We start from the raw sequence: 18078 nt of genomic DNA on the forward strand, positions 1-18078 counted from the left end.
ATTTATTGTCCGAAGACATTAAGAATCCATGTCACTTTGAGTGCCCACACAGATTGTCTGATAAATTGTTAAAGAGCAGTTGCGACGCGCTTTAGCGCTCTGTCGCGAGGTGGCGTATATTACGCTTTCCTCTTTCAGAGTCAACCCGTTTTTCAGGATTTTTCTCTTCAACCGAACCGGCTGTTTGTGTGAAGTGATTCACATCCGCCGTGTCGATGGAGGCGCATTATAGGGAGCCCGCCGGGAATGACAAGCGGAAAAATACAATTTTATTTCAACCGCTCATCTTTTATACGTAACGCTTATTTTTGCTGCTTTTTAATCGCCGCCGGCAGCTCTGTCAGGCTATTTAGCACCCAGTCCGCGGCTTTTTCCGCTTCTTCAGTAACAGGCTTACCGGTACGCACCAGCACTTTAGTACCGACATCAGCAGCCGCTGCAGCCTGCATATCTTCCAGTTTGTCCCCAACCATATAGGAAGCGGCCATATCGATATGCAGATAATCGCGGGCGGAGATCAGCATCCCCGGATGCGGTTTACGGCAATCACAGGTCTGACGGTACTCCTCAACCGCACCCTGCGGGTGATGCGGGCAATAATAGATACCGTCCAGATCGACGCCACGGTCTGCCAGGGACCAGTCCATCCATTCGGTCAGCGTTTCAAACTGGGCTTCGGTAAATTTACCGCGAGCAATACCGGACTGGTTAGTGACCAGCACCAGCGCGTAGCCCATCTCTTTTAGTTCGCGCATTGCGTCAATGACGCCATCGATAAATTCAAAATTGTCGATTTCGTGGACGTAGCCATGATCGACATTAATAGTGCCGTCACGGTCGAGAAAAATTGCGGGTACTGACTTTGCCACCGGTTTGCTCCTGAAAAAGGCTAGTGCCGTTAGTATCGCATGTTTCCGCATGCAAGAAAGTGCTCATTATAAAGAGTCAGATTGATTTAGACGTCTGGATGCCTTAACATCCATTTCATTGCCAGGCATCGCCTGGATACGGCAGAAGAAAATGCCACGGCAAACGGCTAAACGATAATAAATAACTGATGATTAAACTTTCCAATATCACCAAAGTGTTCCAGCAGGGGAATCGCAGCATTCAGGCGCTGAATAACGTCAGCCTGCATGTCCCTGCCGGACAGATTTACGGCGTCATCGGTGCCTCCGGCGCCGGTAAAAGTACGCTGATTCGCTGCGTTAACCTGCTGGAGCGCCCGACCGAGGGCAGCGTACAGGTTGACGGTCAGGAGCTGACTGCGCTGTCGGAAAAAGAGCTAACCCGCGCTCGCCGTCAGATTGGCATGATTTTCCAGCATTTTAACCTGCTGGCATCCCGCACCGTTTTCGGCAACGTGGCGTTACCTCTGGAGCTGGATAACACGCCACAGGCAGAAATCAAACGCCGCGTGACGGAGCTGCTGGATCTTGTCGGCCTGGGTGATAAGCACGACAGCTATCCGGCTAATCTCTCCGGCGGTCAGAAACAGCGTGTCGCCATTGCCCGCGCGCTGGCCAGTAACCCCAAGGTACTGCTGTGCGATGAAGCCACCAGCGCCCTGGATCCGGCCACCACCCGTTCCATTCTCGAACTGCTGAAAGATATTAACCGTCGTCTGGGGCTGACCATCCTGCTGATCACCCACGAAATGGATGTGGTGAAACGCATTTGCGACTGCGTGGCAGTGATTAGCAACGGCCAGTTGATTGAGCAGGACACGGTGAGCGAAGTCTTCTCCCATCCGAAGACGCCGCTGGCCCAGCAGTTTATTCAGTCGACCCTGCACCTGGATATTCCGGATGACTACCAGGCGCGCCTGAAACCTACCGCTACAGCGGATAGCGTACCAATGCTGCGCATGGAATTTACCGGCCACTCCGTCGATGCGCCGCTGCTTTCTGAAACCGCCCGTCGCTTCAACGTGAATAACAACATTATTAGCGCGCAGATGGATTATGCCGGCGGGGTGAAGTTCGGCATCATGCTGACTGAAATGCACGGTACACAGGAAGACACTCAGGCGGCTATCGCCTGGCTGCAGGAACATCATGTAAAAGTAGAGGTATTGGGTTATGTCTGAGGCAATGATGTGGCTGCTATTGCGCGGCGTATGGGAAACGCTGGCAATGACCTTTGTCTCCGGCTTCTTCGGTTTTGTCCTTGGTCTGCCGGTGGGCGTGCTGCTGTACGTGACCCGTCCGGGGCAAATCGTCGCCAATGCTAAACTGTACCGGACGCTGTCGGCGCTGGTGAACATTTTCCGCTCCATCCCGTTCATTATCCTGTTGGTCTGGATGATCCCGTTTACCCGCGTGATCGTCGGCACCTCAATCGGCCTGCAGGCGGCGATCGTGCCGTTGACAGTGGGCGCCGCGCCGTTTATCGCTCGCATGGTGGAGAACGCGCTGCTGGAGATCCCGACAGGCCTTATTGAAGCCTCCCGGGCAATGGGCGCTACGCCGCTGCAGATCGTGCGTAAGGTTCTGCTGCCTGAAGCGCTGCCGGGTCTGGTCAACGCCGCCACTATCACTCTTATCACCCTGGTGGGCTATTCCGCCATGGGCGGCGCGGTGGGCGCCGGCGGTTTGGGGCAGATTGGTTATCAGTATGGCTATATCGGCTACAACGCCACCGTGATGAATACCGTACTGGTATTGCTGGTTATTCTGGTTTATTTAATTCAATTCTCTGGCGATCGCATCGTCCGGGCTGTGACTCATAAATAACGTTATTGGCAGACAACACTCATTCTTACAGGAAGGAAATAACATGGCCTTTAATTTCAAAACCTTTGCGGCAGTTGGTGCGTTAATCGGTTCTCTGGCGCTGGTGGGTTGCGGTCAGGATGAAAAAGATCCGAATCATATTAAAGTCGGCGTTATCGTCGGGGCGGAGCAGCAGGTCGCTGAAGTCGCGCAGAAAGTGGCAAAAGAGAAGTATGGCCTTGACGTTGAGCTGGTGACCTTCAACGATTACGTTCTGCCGAACGAAGCGCTGAGCAAAGGTGATATCGACGTCAACGCCTTCCAGCATAAACCGTACCTCGACCAGCAGATTAAAGACCGCGGCTACAAGCTGGTGGCTGTCGGCAACACCTTCGTCTACCCGATCGCGGGTTACTCGAAGAAAATCAAATCGCTGGACGAACTGCAGCCGGACTCGCAGATCGCCGTCCCTAACGATCCGACCAACCTCGGTCGTTCTCTGCTGCTGCTGCAGCAGGTGGGCCTGATCAAACTGAAAGACGGCGTTGGCCTGCTGCCGACCTCGCTGGATATCGTCGAGAACCCGAAAAACCTGAAGATTGTTGAACTGGAAGCACCGCAGCTGCCGCGTTCTCTCGACGACGCGCAGATTGCGCTGGCCGTTATCAACACCACTTACGCCAGCCAGATTGGCCTGACCCCGGCGAAAGACGGCATCTTTGTTGAAGGGAAAGAGTCGCCGTACGTGAACCTGATCGTGGCGCGTGAAGACAATAAAGATGCTGAGAATGTGAAAAAATTCGTTCAGGCTTACCAGAGCGATGAAGTTTACGAAGCAGCAAACAAGATCTTTAACGGCGGCGCAGTGAAAGGCTGGTAATCTTTTCTCACCGTAATATCATTCAGGACGGGCTTCACGCCCGTCTTGTCATTTATGCAAGCACCTGATTCAATAACGCCCTGTTTTTTATTCATTGAGGAAATATTATGCGTGCTTTACCGGTCTGTTTGATAGCACTCATGTTAAGCGGTTGTTCCATGCTAAGCAGATCTCCCGTCGAGCCTGTTCAAAGCACTGCAACTCCTCCGGTTAAATCGGAGCCGACCAAACCACGCGCAACCCGTCCGGCGCCGGTACGTATTTATACCGATGCGTCAGAACTGGTAGGTAAACCGTTCCGCGATCTGGGTGAAGTGTCTGGCGAGTCCTGCCAGGCTTCGAATCAGGATTCTCCGCCGAATATCCCTACCGCCCGCAAGCGCCTGCAGATTAATGCCGCACGAATGAAAGCCAATGCTGTCCTGCTGCACCGCTGCGAAGTGACCAGCGGTACCCCAGGCTGCTACCGTCAGGCGGTTTGTCTGGGCTCGGCGCTTAACGTATCGGCGCAATGAGTGCATTTCAGTTCGCGCAGATAGGCGTTATCCGCTCGCCGTATAAAGAGAAGTTTGCCGTGCCTCGCCAGCCGGGTCTGGTCAAGCACGGCGGCGGAGAACTCCATCTGATCGCGCCCTACAACCAGGCCGACGCCGTGCGTGGTCTGGAAAGCTTCAGCCATCTGTGGATCTTGTTTGTGTTTCATCAGACCATGGAAGGCGGCTGGCGTCCGACGGTGCGCCCTCCCCGTCTCGGGGGCAACGCGCGTATGGGCGTCTTCGCCACCCGTTCCACGTTTCGCCCCAATCCCATTGGCATGTCGCTGGTTGAGCTGAAGGGCGTTCGCTGTCAGAAAGAGCAGGTGATACTGGAGCTCGGCAGCCTCGATCTCGTCGACGGTACGCCGGTGGTCGACATCAAACCCTATCTGCCGTTTGCCGAAGCGCTGCCCAACGCGCACGCCAGCTACGCGCAACAGGCACCGCAGGCGGATCAGGTCGTCAGTTTTACCGCCGAGGTCGAAACGCAGCTTTTGCATCTGGAGAAGCGTTATCCGCATCTGAAGGCGTTTATCCGAGAGGTGCTGGCGCAGGATCCGCGTCCGGCCTACCGTAAGGAAGAAGAGGCAGGTAAAAATTACGCCGTCTGGCTGCTGGATTTCAACGTCCGCTGGCGGGTGACTGCCTCCGGTTTTGAAGTCTTTGCTCTCGAAGCGCGCTAATTTTATTTTCCTCTCTTTTGGCATCTTTGCCACACTGGTAAACTAAACCACTTTTTTTGTTTCAGGCTGGGCAACCAGCCTGTTCCGCTCGTTTAACTGGAACCGTTACAACATGCGTACTAGCCAATATCTGCTCTCCACTCTGAAGGAGACACCTGCCGACGCCGAGGTAATCAGCCACCAGCTGATGCTGCGCGCCGGGATGATCCGCAAGCTGGCCTCCGGGTTATACACCTGGCTGCCGACCGGCGTGCGCGTCCTGAAAAAAGTCGAAAACATCGTGCGTGAAGAGATGAACAACGCCGGTGCGATCGAGGTGTTAATGCCGGTCGTTCAGCCATCTGAACTATGGCAGGAGAGCGGTCGCTGGGAGCAGTACGGCCCGGAACTGCTGCGCATTGCCGATCGTGGCGATCGTCCGTTCGTCCTCGGTCCAACCCACGAAGAGGTCATCACCGACCTGATCCGCAACGAGCTGAACTCCTATAAGCAGCTGCCGCTGAACTTCTATCAGATCCAGACCAAATTCCGCGACGAAGTGCGTCCGCGTTTCGGCGTGATGCGCTCCCGCGAATTCCTGATGAAAGATGCGTACTCTTTCCATACGTCGCAGGAATCGCTGCAGGAAACCTACGATGCGATGTACGCCGCTTACAGTAAAATCTTCAGCCGCATGGGGCTGGACTTCCGCGCGGTACAGGCTGATACCGGCTCTATCGGCGGCAGCGCCTCTCATGAATTCCAGGTGCTGGCGCAGAGCGGCGAAGACGATGTGATCTTCTCCGACAGCTCCGACTACGCGGCAAACATCGAGTTTGCGGAAGCCGTTGCGCCGAAAACTCCGCGCGCGGCCGCCACCCAGGAGATGACCCTGGTCGACACGCCGAACGCCAAAACCATCGCCGAGCTGGTTGAGCAGTTCAACCTGCCGATCGAAAAAACCGTGAAAACCCTGCTGGTGAAAGCGGTTGAAGATAGCGCTTCCCCGCTGGTTGCCCTGCTGGTGCGCGGCGATCACGAGCTGAACGAAGTGAAAGCGGAAAAACTGCCGCAGGTCGCCAGCCCGCTGACCTTCGCCACCGAAGAAGAGATCCGCGCCCTGGTGAAAGCCGGTCCGGGCTCCCTGGGTCCGGTGAACCTGCCGGTGCCGGTGATTATCGACCGTACTGTGGCGGTGATGAGCGATTTCGCCGCCGGCGCCAACATCGATGGCAAACACTACTTCGGCATCAACTGGGACCGCGATGTCGCCACGCCGGAAGTCGCGGACATCCGTAACGTCGTCGCCGGCGATCCGAGCCCGGACGGCAAAGGTACCCTGCTTATCAAGCGCGGTATCGAAGTGGGTCATATCTTCCAGCTGGGGACGAAGTACTCCGAGGCGATGAAAGCCGCGGTCCAGGGCGAAGATGGCCGCAACCAGATCCTGACGATGGGTTGCTATGGTATCGGGGTCACTCGCGTAGTGGCGGCGGCGATTGAGCAGAACTTTGACGATCGCGGTATCGTCTGGCCGGATGCGATTGCGCCATTCCAGGTGGCGATCCTGCCGATGAACATGCACAAATCTTACCGTGTGCAGGAGCTGGCGGAGAAACTGTACGCCGAGCTGAGCGCCCAGGGTATTGAAGTGCTGATGGACGATCGTAAAGAGCGTCCGGGCGTGATGTTCGCCGATATGGAGCTGATCGGTATCCCGCACACCATCGTGCTGGGCGATCGTAACCTCGACAATGACGATATCGAATACAAGTATCGTCGCAACGGTGAGAAGCAGCTGATTAAGACCGGGGATATTGTGGAATATCTGGTTAAAGCGATAAAAGGCTAATCACCCAACCAGGGCCCTGAACGGATGTCAGGGCCTTTTTTTTACAAGGACTGTACCCATGACTGCACCTCTTCTCAGCAGCGGGCTGCTGACCTCCGCCCTGCTCCTGCCTACCGCCTGCACTGTAGACGTCGGCCGCAACGCCCCTTCCGCATCCGCGACCGATAGCCGCTCACTGCCATGGGCGGTCCCCCTCCAGCGCCACAGCTCGATTGCCGGCAGCGGACTGCGCGAAATCGCCGAAAGCGACCTACGTTCCGGCGACCTGCTCTTCTTCTCCAGCCTCGGCGTCACTTCGTTTGGGATCCGCGCCTTCAGTCCCTCTTCCGTGAGCCACGTCGCGCTGTATCTGGTGAACAAACCGAAGGCCGGTGCGGAGTAAAAGAACGATTTGCCCTTTCCCACCCGTCATGAGGCTCATGATTCGTGCGCTATGGTTGGTGGAAAAGGGGGACGGTAAAACCACCATGAACGAAGTCCGCTGGCCGGCTACCGCTGAGGCGTATCTCCTGCCCATTCCCCGGGCAGGAGCCGGACAATCAGTGTCCGCAGTCTTTCCCTGGAATAAATTTGCCGGCCTGATCCGTCATCAGCGTTTTCATCATTTCGCCGGTATCCGGGTTCGCCTCGAGGGTAAAGTGCCCTTCCACCACCAGCAGAACCGGACGTGAATCATTGCCGCGGGCAGCGGCATAATCCCGCTCAAGCTGGGCATTGTTCGCCACCGCGACGCGTTTACCGGTCGCGCAATCAGTAAAGGTTGCCGCATCGGCCATATAGAAGTACATGCCACGCATCGCCATCGGGGTGGTCGGCAGGCTGGCCTTCACCGGCTCCAGGGTATAGTTGAGAGGAGACTGAATGGGACTCCCGTTGCGGTCGAGCATCTCCAGCTTGTCGCCCTTCGCGCGAAAGTACGATTTTTCGCCCTTGCTGTTGGTCAGTACCAGCTTATCCGCCGTACGCGCCCAGGTGCCGTAAGAGGCAAAGGAAGATGGTTCACGACCAGCGCCCTGGTAGTGCTCATTCATCACCCAGGTACCGTCTTTTTCCAGGAACAGCGAGGTGTCGATGCCTTCGCAATCCGCGCAGGGCAGCACCCCACGCCAGCTTTGCTGCATCGGTTTGAGCTCTTCCATCGCTGCCGGCTGAACCGTGTCATTTTCGGCGCGATGGTTACAACCAAACAGCGCGAACAGCGAACAGGCCGCTATCACGGAGAATATGATTTTCTTCACTCTACTTTCCTTATGATCCATTCCACCCGTTCGCCTACGCCTTCACTGGCGAACTTTTCCACGCAGCGCCTTGACTGAGGACTTTTGCGCCTTAGAAGCAAGGCGACGCTCTTTGGATGCCCGAGTCGGTCGCGTCTCCCGGCGACTTTTTTGCACTGCGGTTAATTCTTTGATAAGGGCCACCAGCCGGGCGATCGCCGCTTCGCGGTTCATCTCCTGACTGCGGTATTCCTGAGCCTTAATGATAACCACACCGTCAGCAGAAATTAAGTGATGGCTGGCGGCGAGCAGGCGCTCTTTGTAAAACGCCGGCAGGCTCGAGGCTTTAATATCGAAGCGCAGATGGATCGCGGTCGACGCTTTGTTCACGTGCTGGCCCCCGGCCCCCTGGGCGCGAATACCTTCCAGCGTGATCTCGTTGTCAGCAATGGCCACACTGCGGCTGATAGTAATCATGCCGGCGCTTGCCAGGCGGTAAGCTGAATTTCCAGATTATTCTGAGCATCGGATAACCAGATGCTCCCCTCCTGCAAAGTGGCCTGCAGCGTCATCGTGCGGTCGGCAAAAGCGCTAAGCTGCGCCAGCTGGGCATCATCAAGATACCAGATGGTCAGCTTCGGGTACGCCGCAAGCTTGTTCTGATTTTGCTGCCACCAGATTTCAGCCGCCCGGCTGTTATAGGCGAACAACGCCACCGCCTGCGCCCGCGAGCAGGCTTTCTTGATACGTTTCTCGTCCGGCAGCCCCAGCTCGATCCACAGATCAACCCCGAGATGATCGTTAAGCAGCCACAGCTCCGGCTCGTCGTCTGACGAGAGGCCGCGCGTAAACTGCAGCCGTTCATCGGCATATTTGATCCACGCCAGCAGGCGCAGCATCATGCGCTCCTGGGTTTCCGACGGGTGCTGCGCCAGCGTCAGGTTAGCATCCAGAAACTGGTTGCGATCCAGATCGGCTACATTCACCGCGGCTTTATATATCGTCGCTTTCAGCGCCATGAATAAACTCCTGAAAAAAATGGCGTACATTGTAGCGAAACTGGCGGCAAAAGGCTGTCAGCAATCGCAGCAACCTGTTTCATCCTGCTGAAATTGCTTAAATGACTATGATATAGTTCCCTTGCTAAACAGAGTTTATCTTCGTAGGCTTAAACTTGCATCCCACGGTTGAGTCAGAACGCTGACAGGAGGGCATGTGGACCACTATTGTGAGTTAATACGCAAGCGGTATGCGGAAATAGCCAGCGGAGACTTAGGGTATATCCCGAATGCGCTGGGTTGCGTGTTGAAAGTATTGAATGAGATTGCGGCGGATGAGGCCCTTTCGGAGTCAGTCAGGGAAAAGGCCGCTTATGCGGCAGCAAACTTACTGGTGAGCGATTATGTCAATGAATGATACTTATCAACCCATTAACTGCGATGATTACGACAACCTGGAGCTGGCCTGCCAGCATCACCTGGTGCTGACGCTGGCGCTGAAGGATGGCGAACAGCTGCAGGCGAAGGCCAGCGATCTAATCTCGCGTAAAAATATCGAGTATCTGGTGGTCGAACTCGCCGGCAACGTCCGCGAGCTGCGCCTGGATAAAATCGCCAGCTTCAGTCACCCGGAAATCGGCACCGTGGTGGTGAGCGAATCCTGAATCAAAACGGGCTTAACCGCCCGTTTTCCTCCATGTCAGACTGATCCCTTCCCCGTCTTTGACTTCACCTTCGTGGGTCACAAACAGATTGTCCGCTGCGGCAATCGGCGTTTCACCGTAAAACAGCAGCGGCGTGGTGTCTCGTCGCCACGGAGCAACGCCCAGCTCCTGCCAGATCTTCTTTAGCTTACGGCCGCCATGACGCCCGACGATATGCAGATTGCCGCTGGCGCGAAAGCGGACGGTGATCGGCTCATCCGCCGAGGGCGGGCGCAGCCTACCGCCCGGCTGCAGCATCAGCTCGCCGAGACCGTCCGCCAGCCGCAGCGGCTGGCGCCAGTCGGGCCAGTGCTGGACGCTATCCGCCTGCCCGGGTACATATCTCACCCAGTACAAGCGCTGCTGAAAACGACGGACGGTAAATTCCCCCAACCGCAGGCAGGGGCTGGCATCTTCCCGCGCCAGCGCCACCTCGTGCCAGAGGCGCTCCGGCACCTCGCGGGCAGGCATCGGCGCCCGCTGCCCGGCGAGCCAGCGACGCAGCAGCGCCGCGCGGCGGGGAGAACTCATCGACGTCAGTGGTGCGATAGCCAGCGACCCGTCTTCGGCCGCCAGCGACGCGAGCTCCGCCGCCAGTATCTCGTCCAGCAGTTGCTCCTGCTCGGCGCACAGGCTGGCGCTGCGGGCGACGGCCTCGCTAAAGTGCGGCCAGCGCTCGCGCAGCAGCGGGATCACCCGCAGGCGCAGAAAGTTGCGGTCATAGGTATCGTCCTGATTACTCTCATCTTCAATCCACGACAACTGATGGGCGAGCGCCCACTGGCGTAGCGATTCGCGGGTTTCATTGAGGAGAGGACGCAGTAGTCGGCTCTCGGCAAAGGCAGAGGATGGCGCCATCGCCGACAGACCAGTAGGACCGCTGCCGCGTTTTAACGCCAGCAACAGCGTTTCGCACTGGTCATCCTGGTGCTGGGCGGTCACTAACACCTCGCCGGCATTGAGCGTATCCTGAAAGGCCTGATAGCGCGCCGCACGGGCATGGGCCTCGACGCCCAGGCCGCCCCGGGCTAACGTCACGCGATGCACCACCAACGGCACCTGCCACTGCTGGCAAATCTGCCGACAGTGCGCCACCCAGTCGTCTGCGTGGGCGCTAAGGCCGTGGTGAACATGTACCGCCCGCAGCGTCAGCGAGGGATCCTGTTCCCGCAGCAGCACCAGCTGATGCAGAAGAACCGTCGAGTCCAGACCGCCGCTGAAGGCCACCAGCAGCTGGCGATGGGGATGAAGCGTATGCGCAATGTCAGCCGTCATAACCACAAACATACCGAGAAGTGATGGCCCGGCACGTTACCGGGCCAGGGTCGCGCTGGCAAGGTTTACTGCTGATATATTTCCAGCGGCAGGTCGTCCGGATCGCTAAAGAAGGTAAAACGTTTACCGGTAAAGGGATCGACGCGAATCGCTTCGCACTCCACGCCATGCGCAGTCAAATGCGCTACCGCCGCGTCGATATCATACACGCTAAAGGCCAGATGACGCAGCCCGCAGGCTTCCGGACGACTGGGGCGGGCCGGCGGAAACGGGAACGAGAACAGCTCAATCACATACTCGCCGTTGAGCGCCAGATCGCCTTTCCAGGAGTCACGCTCGGCGCGATAAAACTCGCTTTGCAGCGTAAACCCCAGAGTATCGCAATAGAACGCTTTACTGCGGGCGTAGTCGGTCGCAATGATGGCAATATGGTGAACCCGTTTCAAACCCAGCATGGTCAAACTCCTTCTGTTAAGCCAGCCACGTTACTCGTGCGCGCCGTTAACGCGCAAGCCTTTCGTCATTTTTTAAGACTCGTACCCGATAAACGCCGTCCTCATCGCGCTTCGCGCCGTGAATATCGGTCTCAAACCCCGGGTAATGACGTCCTATGGAGCAGAGCATCAGCAGGAAGTCGAGCACCGCCCGGCTCTCCTCCGTGATCATCTCTCCTGGCATCAGCAGCGGTACCCCCGGCGGATAAGGGAGGATCATGTTGGCCGAAATCCGGCCCACCAGGTTCTCCAGTTCAATGGTTTCCACCTCACCTTTAATCTGGCGCTGCCAGGCATGATGCGGCGTCATTTTCATTTCCGGCAGGACGTCAAAGGCGCTGAGCATCAGCTGCGGCAGCTGGTGCTGGCGGATCAAGCGGTGGATCCCCTGCGCCAGATCCTGGATCCGCATATTGCGGTAGAAGTCGGGATCTTCGGCGTACAGATCCGGCAGCATATTCTTCACCCGCAGATTGAGATCGTAGGCACGCTTAAACTCGGTCAGGCCGCGCAGCAGCCCCATCGCCCGGGTTTTATCGATACCGATGCTAAAGAGGAACAGCAGGTTGTAGGGGCCCGTTTTCTCTACCACCACGCCCCGCTCGTCGAGGAACTTCGCCACCAGCGCCGCCGGGATCCCCTCTTCATCCATATTCCCCTGCTCGTCCATGCCCGGCGTCAGAATGGTGACCTTCACCGGATCGAGATACATATGATCCGCATCGGCATCTTTGAAACCGTGCCAGTCTTCGCCCGGCGCTACCGGCCAGCACTCGGCTTTATCCACCGCTTCCGGCTGCCAGATATCAAAGAACCAGCCGTCCGACTCTTCGCGCAGTCGCTGCACCTCTTTACGGAAGTCCAGCGCCCGCTCAATGGAGCGCTGGATCAGGCGCTTACCGGAGTTACCGCGCAGCATCGCCGCCGCGGTCTCAATCGACGCGACGATGGGGTAGCTCGGCGATGTAGAGGTATGCATCATAAAGGCTTCATTAAAGGTCTCTTCATCATAGTTGCCCTTAATGTGGATCAACGAGGCCTGCGACAGCGCGGCCAGCATCTTATGCGTCGACTGCGTCTCGAAGATGACTTTACCGGGGATCCGCTCACCGCTCATGCCGCTTTTCCCCTGATATATCGGATGGAAATGGGTATACGGCACCCAGGCGGAATCGAAATGGATCGACGGGACGTCGAGCGTCTCTTTAAGCCAGGTGGTGTTGTAGAGCAGGCCATCGTAGGTGGAGTTGGTGATCACCGCATGCACGGGCCACTGCGCCCCGCCCGTGTCGCGCACTTTCTGCTGAATACTGTCGCGGGTAAACTCGCGCCGGGGGATACCGCCGAGGATCCCCAGCGCGTTGCGGGTCGGCTTCAGCCACAGGGGAACCACATCGCTCATCATCAGCAGGTGGGCCAGCGATTTGTGACAGTTACGGTCAATCAGCAGCGTGCTGCCGGCGGGCGCCGAGTACATGCCGACAATTTTATTGGACGTTGAGGTACCGTTGGTCACCATATAGCTTTGCTCGGCGCCAAAGGCGCGAGCGATATACTCCTCCGCCTCCAGATGCGGGCCGGTATGATCCAGCAGGGAGCCCAGCTCGGTGACCGAAATCGAGACATCCGCCTTCAGCGTATTCCCGCCAAAAAAGTCATAGAACAGGCAGCCCACTGGGCTTTTCTGATAGGCGCTGCCGCCCATATGACCCGGCGTACAAAAGGTATATTTACCCTCCTGCACATAGTTAAACAGCGCGCGGGTAAACGGCGGGGTGATATTGTCCAGGTACTCGCGGGTATACTGCCCGATGCGGGTGGCGATCTCTTCGGAGAGTCCCAGCGCATATTCGAAGAACCACAGCGTCATGCGCAGATCCTGACTGCTGACATCCATCGTCGAGTGGGCATTAATAAAGGCGTACAGAGGCAGATATTCATTGAGCTGATTGATATCGCTGCACAGATCGACGCTGTACTCATCCCAGTCGAAGATCACGCCGCAGATGCGCGGGTTGTGCTCGATAAACTGCAGCAGGTCGGCGCTGTTTTGCGGCCAGATGGTCTGAAAGCCCTGGCGCTGCAGCGCCGCTTCCAGTTCTTTGATCGGCTCGTCTTTGTGATAGACGCCGTGAGGCCCCATGATGGCGATGATATTCACGCTTTCCTCCTGGTATTCACCTAAGTCCAGCATCATAGCAATCCCCTGGGCGCATCGCACATAAAAAAAGGGCCGGAAAATCCGGCCCTTAGTCTTTTGCGCTAGCGGAATACTTAGGCGTAACCGTAGCTCATCAGACGTTGATAGCGGCGGTTAAGCAGCTCTTCTTCGCTGAGAAGATCGAGATCGGCCAGGTCCGCCAGCAGCTGCGCTTTCAGGTTTGCCGCCATCGCTTCCGGGTTGCGGTGGGCGCCGCCCAGCGGTTCCGGAACGATAGAATCGATCAGCTTCAGCTCTTTCAGACGCGGGGCGATAATACCCATCGCTTCCGCAGCCAGCGGCGCTTTATCCGCGCTCTTCCACAGAATGGAGGCACAGCCTTCCGGCGAAATCACCGAATAGGTGCTGTACTGCAGCATGTTGACCTTGTCGCCCACGCCGATCGCCAGCGCGCCGCCGGAGCCGCCTTCGCCGATCACGGTGCAGATCACCGGCACGCTCAGACGCGACATTTCACGCAGATTGCGAGCGATCGCTTCCGACTGGCCGCGCTCTTCCGCGCCAACGCCCGGGTAGGCGCCCGGGGTGTCGATGAAGGTGATGATCGGCATTTTAAACCGCTCAGCCATCTCCATCAGGCGCAGCGCTTTGCGGTAGCCTTCCGGGGCCGGCATACCAAAGTTGCGACGAATTTTTTCTTTGGTTTCGCGACCTTTCTGGTGGCCAATGATCATCACCGGACGACCATCAAGACGCGCGATACCGCCGACAATCGCTTTATCGTCAGCGTAGGCACGGTCACCGGCCAGTTCGTCAAACTCGTCGAACGCCAGGCGGACATAATCCAGGGTGTAAGGACGGCGCGGGTGGCGCGCCAGTTGCGCAACCTGCCATGCACCGAGATCGGAGAAGATTTTGCGCGTCAGCTCTACGCTTTTCTCGCGCAGACGATGCACTTCTTCGTCGATGTTAATATCCAGTTTCTCATCCTGACGGCTTACCGCAGTCAGGGAATCGATTTTCGCTTCCAGCTCTGCAATCGGCTGTTCAAAATCTAGGAAATTCAGACTCATAGTATTCCTGTATTAGTCAAACTCCAGTTCCACCTGCTCCGAGCCGATAAGGCCACGCAGATCGTTGAGTAAACGATCGCTCGGAGAGACGCGCCATGTTGCGCCGAAACGCAACCGCGCGCGTGCATCCGCCCTCTGATAGTAGAGGTGCACTGGAATGGTTCCCGAACGGTGGGGTTCCAGAGACTGACGGAGTCGGTTTAAAAGCTGGTCATCAATTTGCCTGTCCGTCAGCGAGATAGCAAGCCCGCGAGCATATTTTTCCCGGGCTTCGTCAATGTCCATGACTTCACGGGCGGTCATTTTAAGCCCCCCGCTAAAGTCATCAAAGCTGACCTGTCCGCTGACGATAAGTATGCGGTCTTTTTCCAGCAACTGCTGATATTTATCCAGCGCGTCGGTGAATAACATCACTTCCAGCCGCCCGGAACGGTCATCCAGGGTACAGATGCCGATACGATTGCCGCGCTTGGTGACCATTACCCGCGCCGCAATCACCAGCCCCGCCGCCGTGGTCACTTTTCCACGATCGGTCGGATGCATGTCTTTGAGCCTCACGCCGCCGACGTAGCGCTCAATCTCTTTCAGATACTGGTTAATCGGGTGCCCGGTCAGGTACAGCCCCAGGGTCTCCCTTTCACCATCCAGCACCACCTGCTCAGGCCACGGCTGGCAGCTGGCGTAGGACTGTTCAATCTGCTCAGGCTCTTCCGCCAGTACGCCGAACATATCAGCCTGGCCGATGGCCTCGGCTTTGGCGTGCTGGTCGGCGGCTTTCAGCGCATCGCCCAGCGAATTCATCAGCGCCGCACGGTGCGGACCGAGACGATCGAACGCCCCGGACATAATCAGCTTTTCCAGCACGCGACGGTTGAGCTTTTTAATATCGGTCCGCGCGCAGAGGTCGAACAGCTCGCGGAAATAACCGCCGTTGTTGCGCGCCTCAATGATCGCTTCGATCGGCCCTTCGCCGACGCCCTTGATGGCGCCGATACCGTAGACGATCTCGCCGTCGTCGTTGACGTGGAAATGGTACAGGCCGGAGTTAATATCCGGCGGCAAAATTTTCAGCCCCATCCGCCAGCACTCGTCCACCAGGCCAACGACCTTCTCGGTGTTGTCCATATCGGCGGTCATTACCGCCGCCATAAACTCAGCCGGATAGTGCGCCTTAAGCCATAGCGTCTGGTAAGAAACCAGCGCGTACGCGGCGGAGTGCGATTTGTTAAACCCGTAACCGGCGAATTTCTCCACCAGGTCAAAGATTTTCATCGCCAGTTCGCCGTCAATGCCGTTTTTCTTCGCCCCATCCTCAAAGATAGAACGCTGCTTGGCCATCTCCTCCGGCTTTTTCTTACCCATCGCGCGACGCAGCATATCCGCGCCGCCGAGGGTATACCCGGACAGCACCTGGGCAATCTGCATGACCTGTTCCTGATACAGGATGATGCCGTAGGTCGGCTCCAGCACCGGTTTCAGGCTTTCATGCTGCCACTGCACGTCCGGATACGAGATCTCTTCTCGGCCGTGCTTACGGTCGATAAAGTTATCTACCATCCCCGACTGCAGCGGGCCCGGGCGGAACAGGGCCACCAGAGCGATCATATCTTCGAAGCAGTCCGGCTGCAGGCGTTTAATCAGATCTTTCATGCCGCGCGATTCAAGCTGGAAGACCGCAGTGGTTTCCGAGCGCTGCAGCATGTCAAAGCTTTTCTTGTCATCCAGCGGGATGGCGGCGATATCCAGCGGCCCTTCGCCGTTCTTCTCACGGCGCTTATTAATCATCTCCAGCGCCCAGTTAATGATAGTGAGCGTACGCAGACCGAGGAAGTCGAATTTCACCAGCCCGGCGTATTCCACGTCGTTCTTGTCAAACTGGGTAACCGGATGCAGCCCCTGCTCATCGCAATACAGCGGGGCGAAGTCGGTGATCTTGGTCGGTGCGATAACCACGCCGCCCGCATGCTTACCGGCGTTTCGCGTCACCCCTTCCAGCTTACGCGCCATGTCGATCAGCGCTTTCACTTCTTCGTCCGCCTCGTAGATCTCCGGCAGCTGCGGCTCGGCCTCGAAGGCTTTCGCCAGCGTCATGCCCGGATCGGGCGGCACCAGCTTGGAGATGCGGTCGACAAAGCCGTACGGGTGACCCAGCACGCGGCCCACGTCGCGGATGACCGCCTTCGCCGCCATGGTACCGAAGGTGATGATCTGCGATACCGCGTCGCGGCCATACATATCCGCCACGTGCTCGATAACCTGGTCGCGTTTCTCCATACAGAAGTCGACGTCGAAGTCGGGCATCGAGACACGTTCCGGGTTGAGGAAACGTTCGAACAGCAGGTCGAATTCCAGCGGGTCAAGATCGGTGATCTTCAGCGCGTAGGCCACCAGCGAGCCGGCGCCGGAACCGCGGCCCGGGCCGACCGGCACGCCGTTATCCTTCGACCACTGGATAAACTCCATCACGATCAGGAAGTAGCCGGGGAAACCCATCTGGTTGATCACCTGCAGCTCGATATCCAGACGCTCGTCGTATTCCGGCCGGCGCTTCGCGCGCACTTCCGGATCCGGGAAGAGGAATTCCAGCCGCTCCTCCAGACCCTCTTTCGATTTCATCACCAGGAAATCTTCCGTGGTCATATCGCCGGTCGGGAACTGCGGCAGGAAATATTCGCCAAGCCGCACGGTGACGTTGCAGCGCTTGGCAATTTCAACGCTGTTTGCCAGCGCTTCCGGAATATCGGCGAACAGCTCGCACATCTCTTCCTCGCTGCGCATATATTGCTGCGGCGAGTAGTTGCGCGGCCGTTTCGGGTCGTCGAGGGTGAAGCCGTCGTGAATAGCGACGCGGATTTCATGGGCGTCAAAGTCGCCAGTATCGAGGAAGCGGACATCGTTGGTCGCCACCACCGGCAGACCACGCGCTTCCGCCAGCGCCACGGCGGCATGAAGATAACTCTCTTCATCCTGACGACCGGTGCGGATCAGCTCCAGAAAATAGCGATCCGGGAAATGCTCTTCATAGAAGGCGACGCACTGCTCAACCAGCGGCATGTTGCCGCGGATCAGGCTGACGCCGACGTCGCCTTTACGGCCGCCGGAGAGCAGAATCAGCCCTTCCTGATGTTCCACCAGCCAGTCGCGATCGATCCACGGCCCCAGGGCGCCGTAGCCGCGCTGATAGGCGCGGGAAATCAGCAGAGTCAGGTTCTGATAGCCGGTGTTATTCGCCGCCAGCACGGTCAGCTCGGTAAATTCGTCGCCGAGCAGGTCGCACTGCACGTGGAAATCGGCGCCGACGATCGGCTTAATCCCCGCGCCGTGTCCCGTCCCGTAGAACTTCACCAGCCCGCAGAGATTGGTGAAATCGGTGATCGCCAGCGCTGGCATGCCAAGCGAGGCCGCCTTCTTGACCAGCGGCCCGGTCTTTGCCAGCCCATCGATCATGGAATAGTCGCTGTGCACCCGCAGGTGTACGAAACGTGGTTCAGCCATCTTTAGATCCCGGTGAC

General features: G+C 57.5%; 17 protein-coding genes and 1 pseudogene. 9 read left to right on the forward strand and 9 right to left on the reverse strand.

Annotated features, from left to right (window positions below; translation table 11 throughout):
* Positions 1-302: 302 nt before the first annotated feature.
* On the reverse strand, positions 303-869 hold the full coding sequence (gmhB, locus tag ACQUTI_RS15535; protein WP_004204479.1) for a D-glycero-beta-D-manno-heptose 1,7-bisphosphate 7-phosphatase: 567 nt from the start codon (positions 867-869) through the stop codon (positions 303-305).
* Positions 870-1057: 188 nt separating this feature from the next.
* Here gmhB and metN point away from each other — a divergent pair, with 188 nt between their 5' ends.
* From metN to ACQUTI_RS15570, 7 genes and pseudogenes are all read left to right on the forward strand, one after another.
* The gene (metN, locus tag ACQUTI_RS15540) at positions 1058-2089 is read left to right on the forward strand and encodes a methionine ABC transporter ATP-binding protein MetN (protein WP_002889450.1); all 1032 of its coding nucleotides are present in this window, start codon (positions 1058-1060) and stop codon (positions 2087-2089) included.
* Positions 2082-2735, forward strand: a complete 654-nt coding sequence (locus ACQUTI_RS15545) for a methionine ABC transporter permease MetI (RefSeq protein ID WP_004204478.1) — start codon at positions 2082-2084, stop codon at positions 2733-2735. Before metN ends, ACQUTI_RS15545 begins: the two co-directional genes overlap by 8 nt.
* A gap of 43 nt (positions 2736-2778) precedes the next feature.
* Complete coding sequence (gene metQ, locus ACQUTI_RS15550) at positions 2779-3594, forward strand: methionine ABC transporter substrate-binding lipoprotein MetQ (protein WP_087771109.1); 816 nt, start codon at positions 2779-2781, stop codon at positions 3592-3594.
* Between the two features lie 107 nt (positions 3595-3701).
* Entirely contained in the window at positions 3702-4109 is a 408-nt protein-coding gene (gene rcsF / locus ACQUTI_RS15555; RefSeq protein WP_004204477.1) for an Rcs stress response system protein RcsF, read from the forward strand.
* Positions 4106-4813, forward strand: a complete 708-nt coding sequence (gene tsaA, locus ACQUTI_RS15560; RefSeq protein ID WP_043521946.1) for a tRNA (N6-threonylcarbamoyladenosine(37)-N6)-methyltransferase TrmO — start codon at positions 4106-4108, stop codon at positions 4811-4813. Before rcsF ends, tsaA begins: the two co-directional genes overlap by 4 nt.
* Positions 4814-4925: 112 nt before the next feature.
* Complete coding sequence (proS, locus tag ACQUTI_RS15565) at positions 4926-6644, forward strand: proline--tRNA ligase (RefSeq protein ID WP_004204474.1); 1719 nt, start codon at positions 4926-4928, stop codon at positions 6642-6644.
* Between the two features lie 58 nt (positions 6645-6702).
* Positions 6703-6996: pseudogene (locus ACQUTI_RS15570) on the forward strand (YaeF family permuted papain-like enzyme); the annotation flags it as partial.
* A 187-nt stretch (positions 6997-7183) separates the two neighbouring features.
* Here the strand turns inward: ACQUTI_RS15570 and nlpE are convergent.
* The 3 genes from nlpE to ACQUTI_RS15585 are packed head-to-tail and all read right to left on the reverse strand — an operon-like array spanning position 7184 to position 8880.
* Complete coding sequence (nlpE, locus tag ACQUTI_RS15575) at positions 7184-7882, reverse strand: envelope stress response activation lipoprotein NlpE (RefSeq protein WP_004204471.1); 699 nt, start codon at positions 7880-7882, stop codon at positions 7184-7186.
* A 42-nt stretch (positions 7883-7924) separates the two neighbouring features.
* Positions 7925-8338: an alternative ribosome rescue aminoacyl-tRNA hydrolase ArfB gene (gene arfB, locus ACQUTI_RS15580; protein ID WP_004204468.1), complete on the reverse strand. Its 414-nt coding sequence runs from the start codon at positions 8336-8338 to the stop codon at positions 7925-7927.
* The gene (locus tag ACQUTI_RS15585; protein ID WP_004204466.1) at positions 8335-8880 is read right to left on the reverse strand and encodes a YaeQ family protein; all 546 of its coding nucleotides are present in this window, start codon (positions 8878-8880) and stop codon (positions 8335-8337) included. Before ACQUTI_RS15585 ends, arfB begins: the two co-directional genes overlap by 4 nt.
* A gap of 196 nt (positions 8881-9076) precedes the next feature.
* Here ACQUTI_RS15585 and ACQUTI_RS15590 point away from each other — a divergent pair, with 196 nt between their 5' ends.
* Positions 9077-9277 carry a YaeP family protein gene (locus ACQUTI_RS15590; RefSeq protein WP_080936164.1) on the forward strand — a complete coding sequence of 67 codons (201 nt, stop codon included), beginning with the start codon at positions 9077-9079 and terminating at the stop codon, positions 9275-9277.
* Entirely contained in the window at positions 9264-9524 is a 261-nt protein-coding gene (gene rof, locus ACQUTI_RS15595; protein WP_002889424.1) for a Rho-binding antiterminator, read from the forward strand. Before ACQUTI_RS15590 ends, rof begins: the two co-directional genes overlap by 14 nt.
* A gap of 12 nt (positions 9525-9536) precedes the next feature.
* On the opposite strand, the gene tilS is transcribed toward rof, so the two are convergent.
* From tilS to dnaE, 5 genes are all read right to left on the reverse strand, one after another.
* Positions 9537-10850, reverse strand: a complete 1314-nt coding sequence (gene tilS, locus ACQUTI_RS15600; protein ID WP_135699303.1) for a tRNA lysidine(34) synthetase TilS — start codon at positions 10848-10850, stop codon at positions 9537-9539.
* 53 nt (positions 10851-10903) lie between these two features.
* Positions 10904-11293 (reverse strand): VOC family protein, encoded by a 390-nt coding sequence (locus ACQUTI_RS15605; protein WP_428923314.1) that lies wholly within the window; start codon positions 11291-11293, stop codon positions 10904-10906.
* Positions 11294-11339: 46 nt separating this feature from the next.
* Complete coding sequence (locus ACQUTI_RS15610) at positions 11340-13493, reverse strand: lysine decarboxylase LdcC (protein WP_004204462.1); 2154 nt, start codon at positions 13491-13493, stop codon at positions 11340-11342.
* A gap of 113 nt (positions 13494-13606) precedes the next feature.
* Positions 13607-14566, reverse strand: coding sequence for an acetyl-CoA carboxylase carboxyl transferase subunit alpha (accA, locus tag ACQUTI_RS15615; RefSeq protein WP_004204460.1), 960 nt, complete (start codon positions 14564-14566; stop codon positions 13607-13609).
* A gap of 12 nt (positions 14567-14578) precedes the next feature.
* Complete coding sequence (gene dnaE / locus ACQUTI_RS15620) at positions 14579-18061, reverse strand: DNA polymerase III subunit alpha (protein WP_017900653.1); 3483 nt, start codon at positions 18059-18061, stop codon at positions 14579-14581.
* Between the last annotated feature and the right edge of the window lie 17 nt (positions 18062-18078).

The sequence above is a fragment of the Klebsiella sp. 7-CIP_Kleb. genome (genome assembly GCF_050378655.1).
Classification (GTDB): domain Bacteria; phylum Pseudomonadota; class Gammaproteobacteria; order Enterobacterales; family Enterobacteriaceae; genus Klebsiella; species Klebsiella quasipneumoniae.

Coding starts and splice junctions, on each gene's coding strand:
- ACQUTI_RS15585 (WP_004204466.1), bottom strand. CDS start 8,880: ATGGCGCTGAAAGCGACGATATATAAAGCCGCGGTGAATGTAGCCGAT.
- rof (WP_002889424.1), top strand. CDS start 9,264: ATGTCAATGAATGATACTTATCAACCCATTAACTGCGATGATTACGAC.
- dnaE (WP_017900653.1), bottom strand. CDS start 18,061: ATGGCTGAACCACGTTTCGTACACCTGCGGGTGCACAGCGACTATTCC.
- metN (WP_002889450.1), top strand. CDS start 1,058: ATGATTAAACTTTCCAATATCACCAAAGTGTTCCAGCAGGGGAATCGC.
- rcsF (WP_004204477.1), top strand. CDS start 3,702: ATGCGTGCTTTACCGGTCTGTTTGATAGCACTCATGTTAAGCGGTTGT.
- metQ (WP_087771109.1), top strand. CDS start 2,779: ATGGCCTTTAATTTCAAAACCTTTGCGGCAGTTGGTGCGTTAATCGGT.
- accA (WP_004204460.1), bottom strand. CDS start 14,566: ATGAGTCTGAATTTCCTAGATTTTGAACAGCCGATTGCAGAGCTGGAA.
- proS (WP_004204474.1), top strand. CDS start 4,926: ATGCGTACTAGCCAATATCTGCTCTCCACTCTGAAGGAGACACCTGCC.
- tsaA (WP_043521946.1), top strand. CDS start 4,106: ATGAGTGCATTTCAGTTCGCGCAGATAGGCGTTATCCGCTCGCCGTAT.
- ACQUTI_RS15545 (WP_004204478.1), top strand. CDS start 2,082: ATGTCTGAGGCAATGATGTGGCTGCTATTGCGCGGCGTATGGGAAACG.
- arfB (WP_004204468.1), bottom strand. CDS start 8,338: ATGATTACTATCAGCCGCAGTGTGGCCATTGCTGACAACGAGATCACG.
- ACQUTI_RS15605 (WP_428923314.1), bottom strand. CDS start 11,293: ATGCTGGGTTTGAAACGGGTTCACCATATTGCCATCATTGCGACCGAC.
- tilS (WP_135699303.1), bottom strand. CDS start 10,850: ATGTTTGTGGTTATGACGGCTGACATTGCGCATACGCTTCATCCCCAT.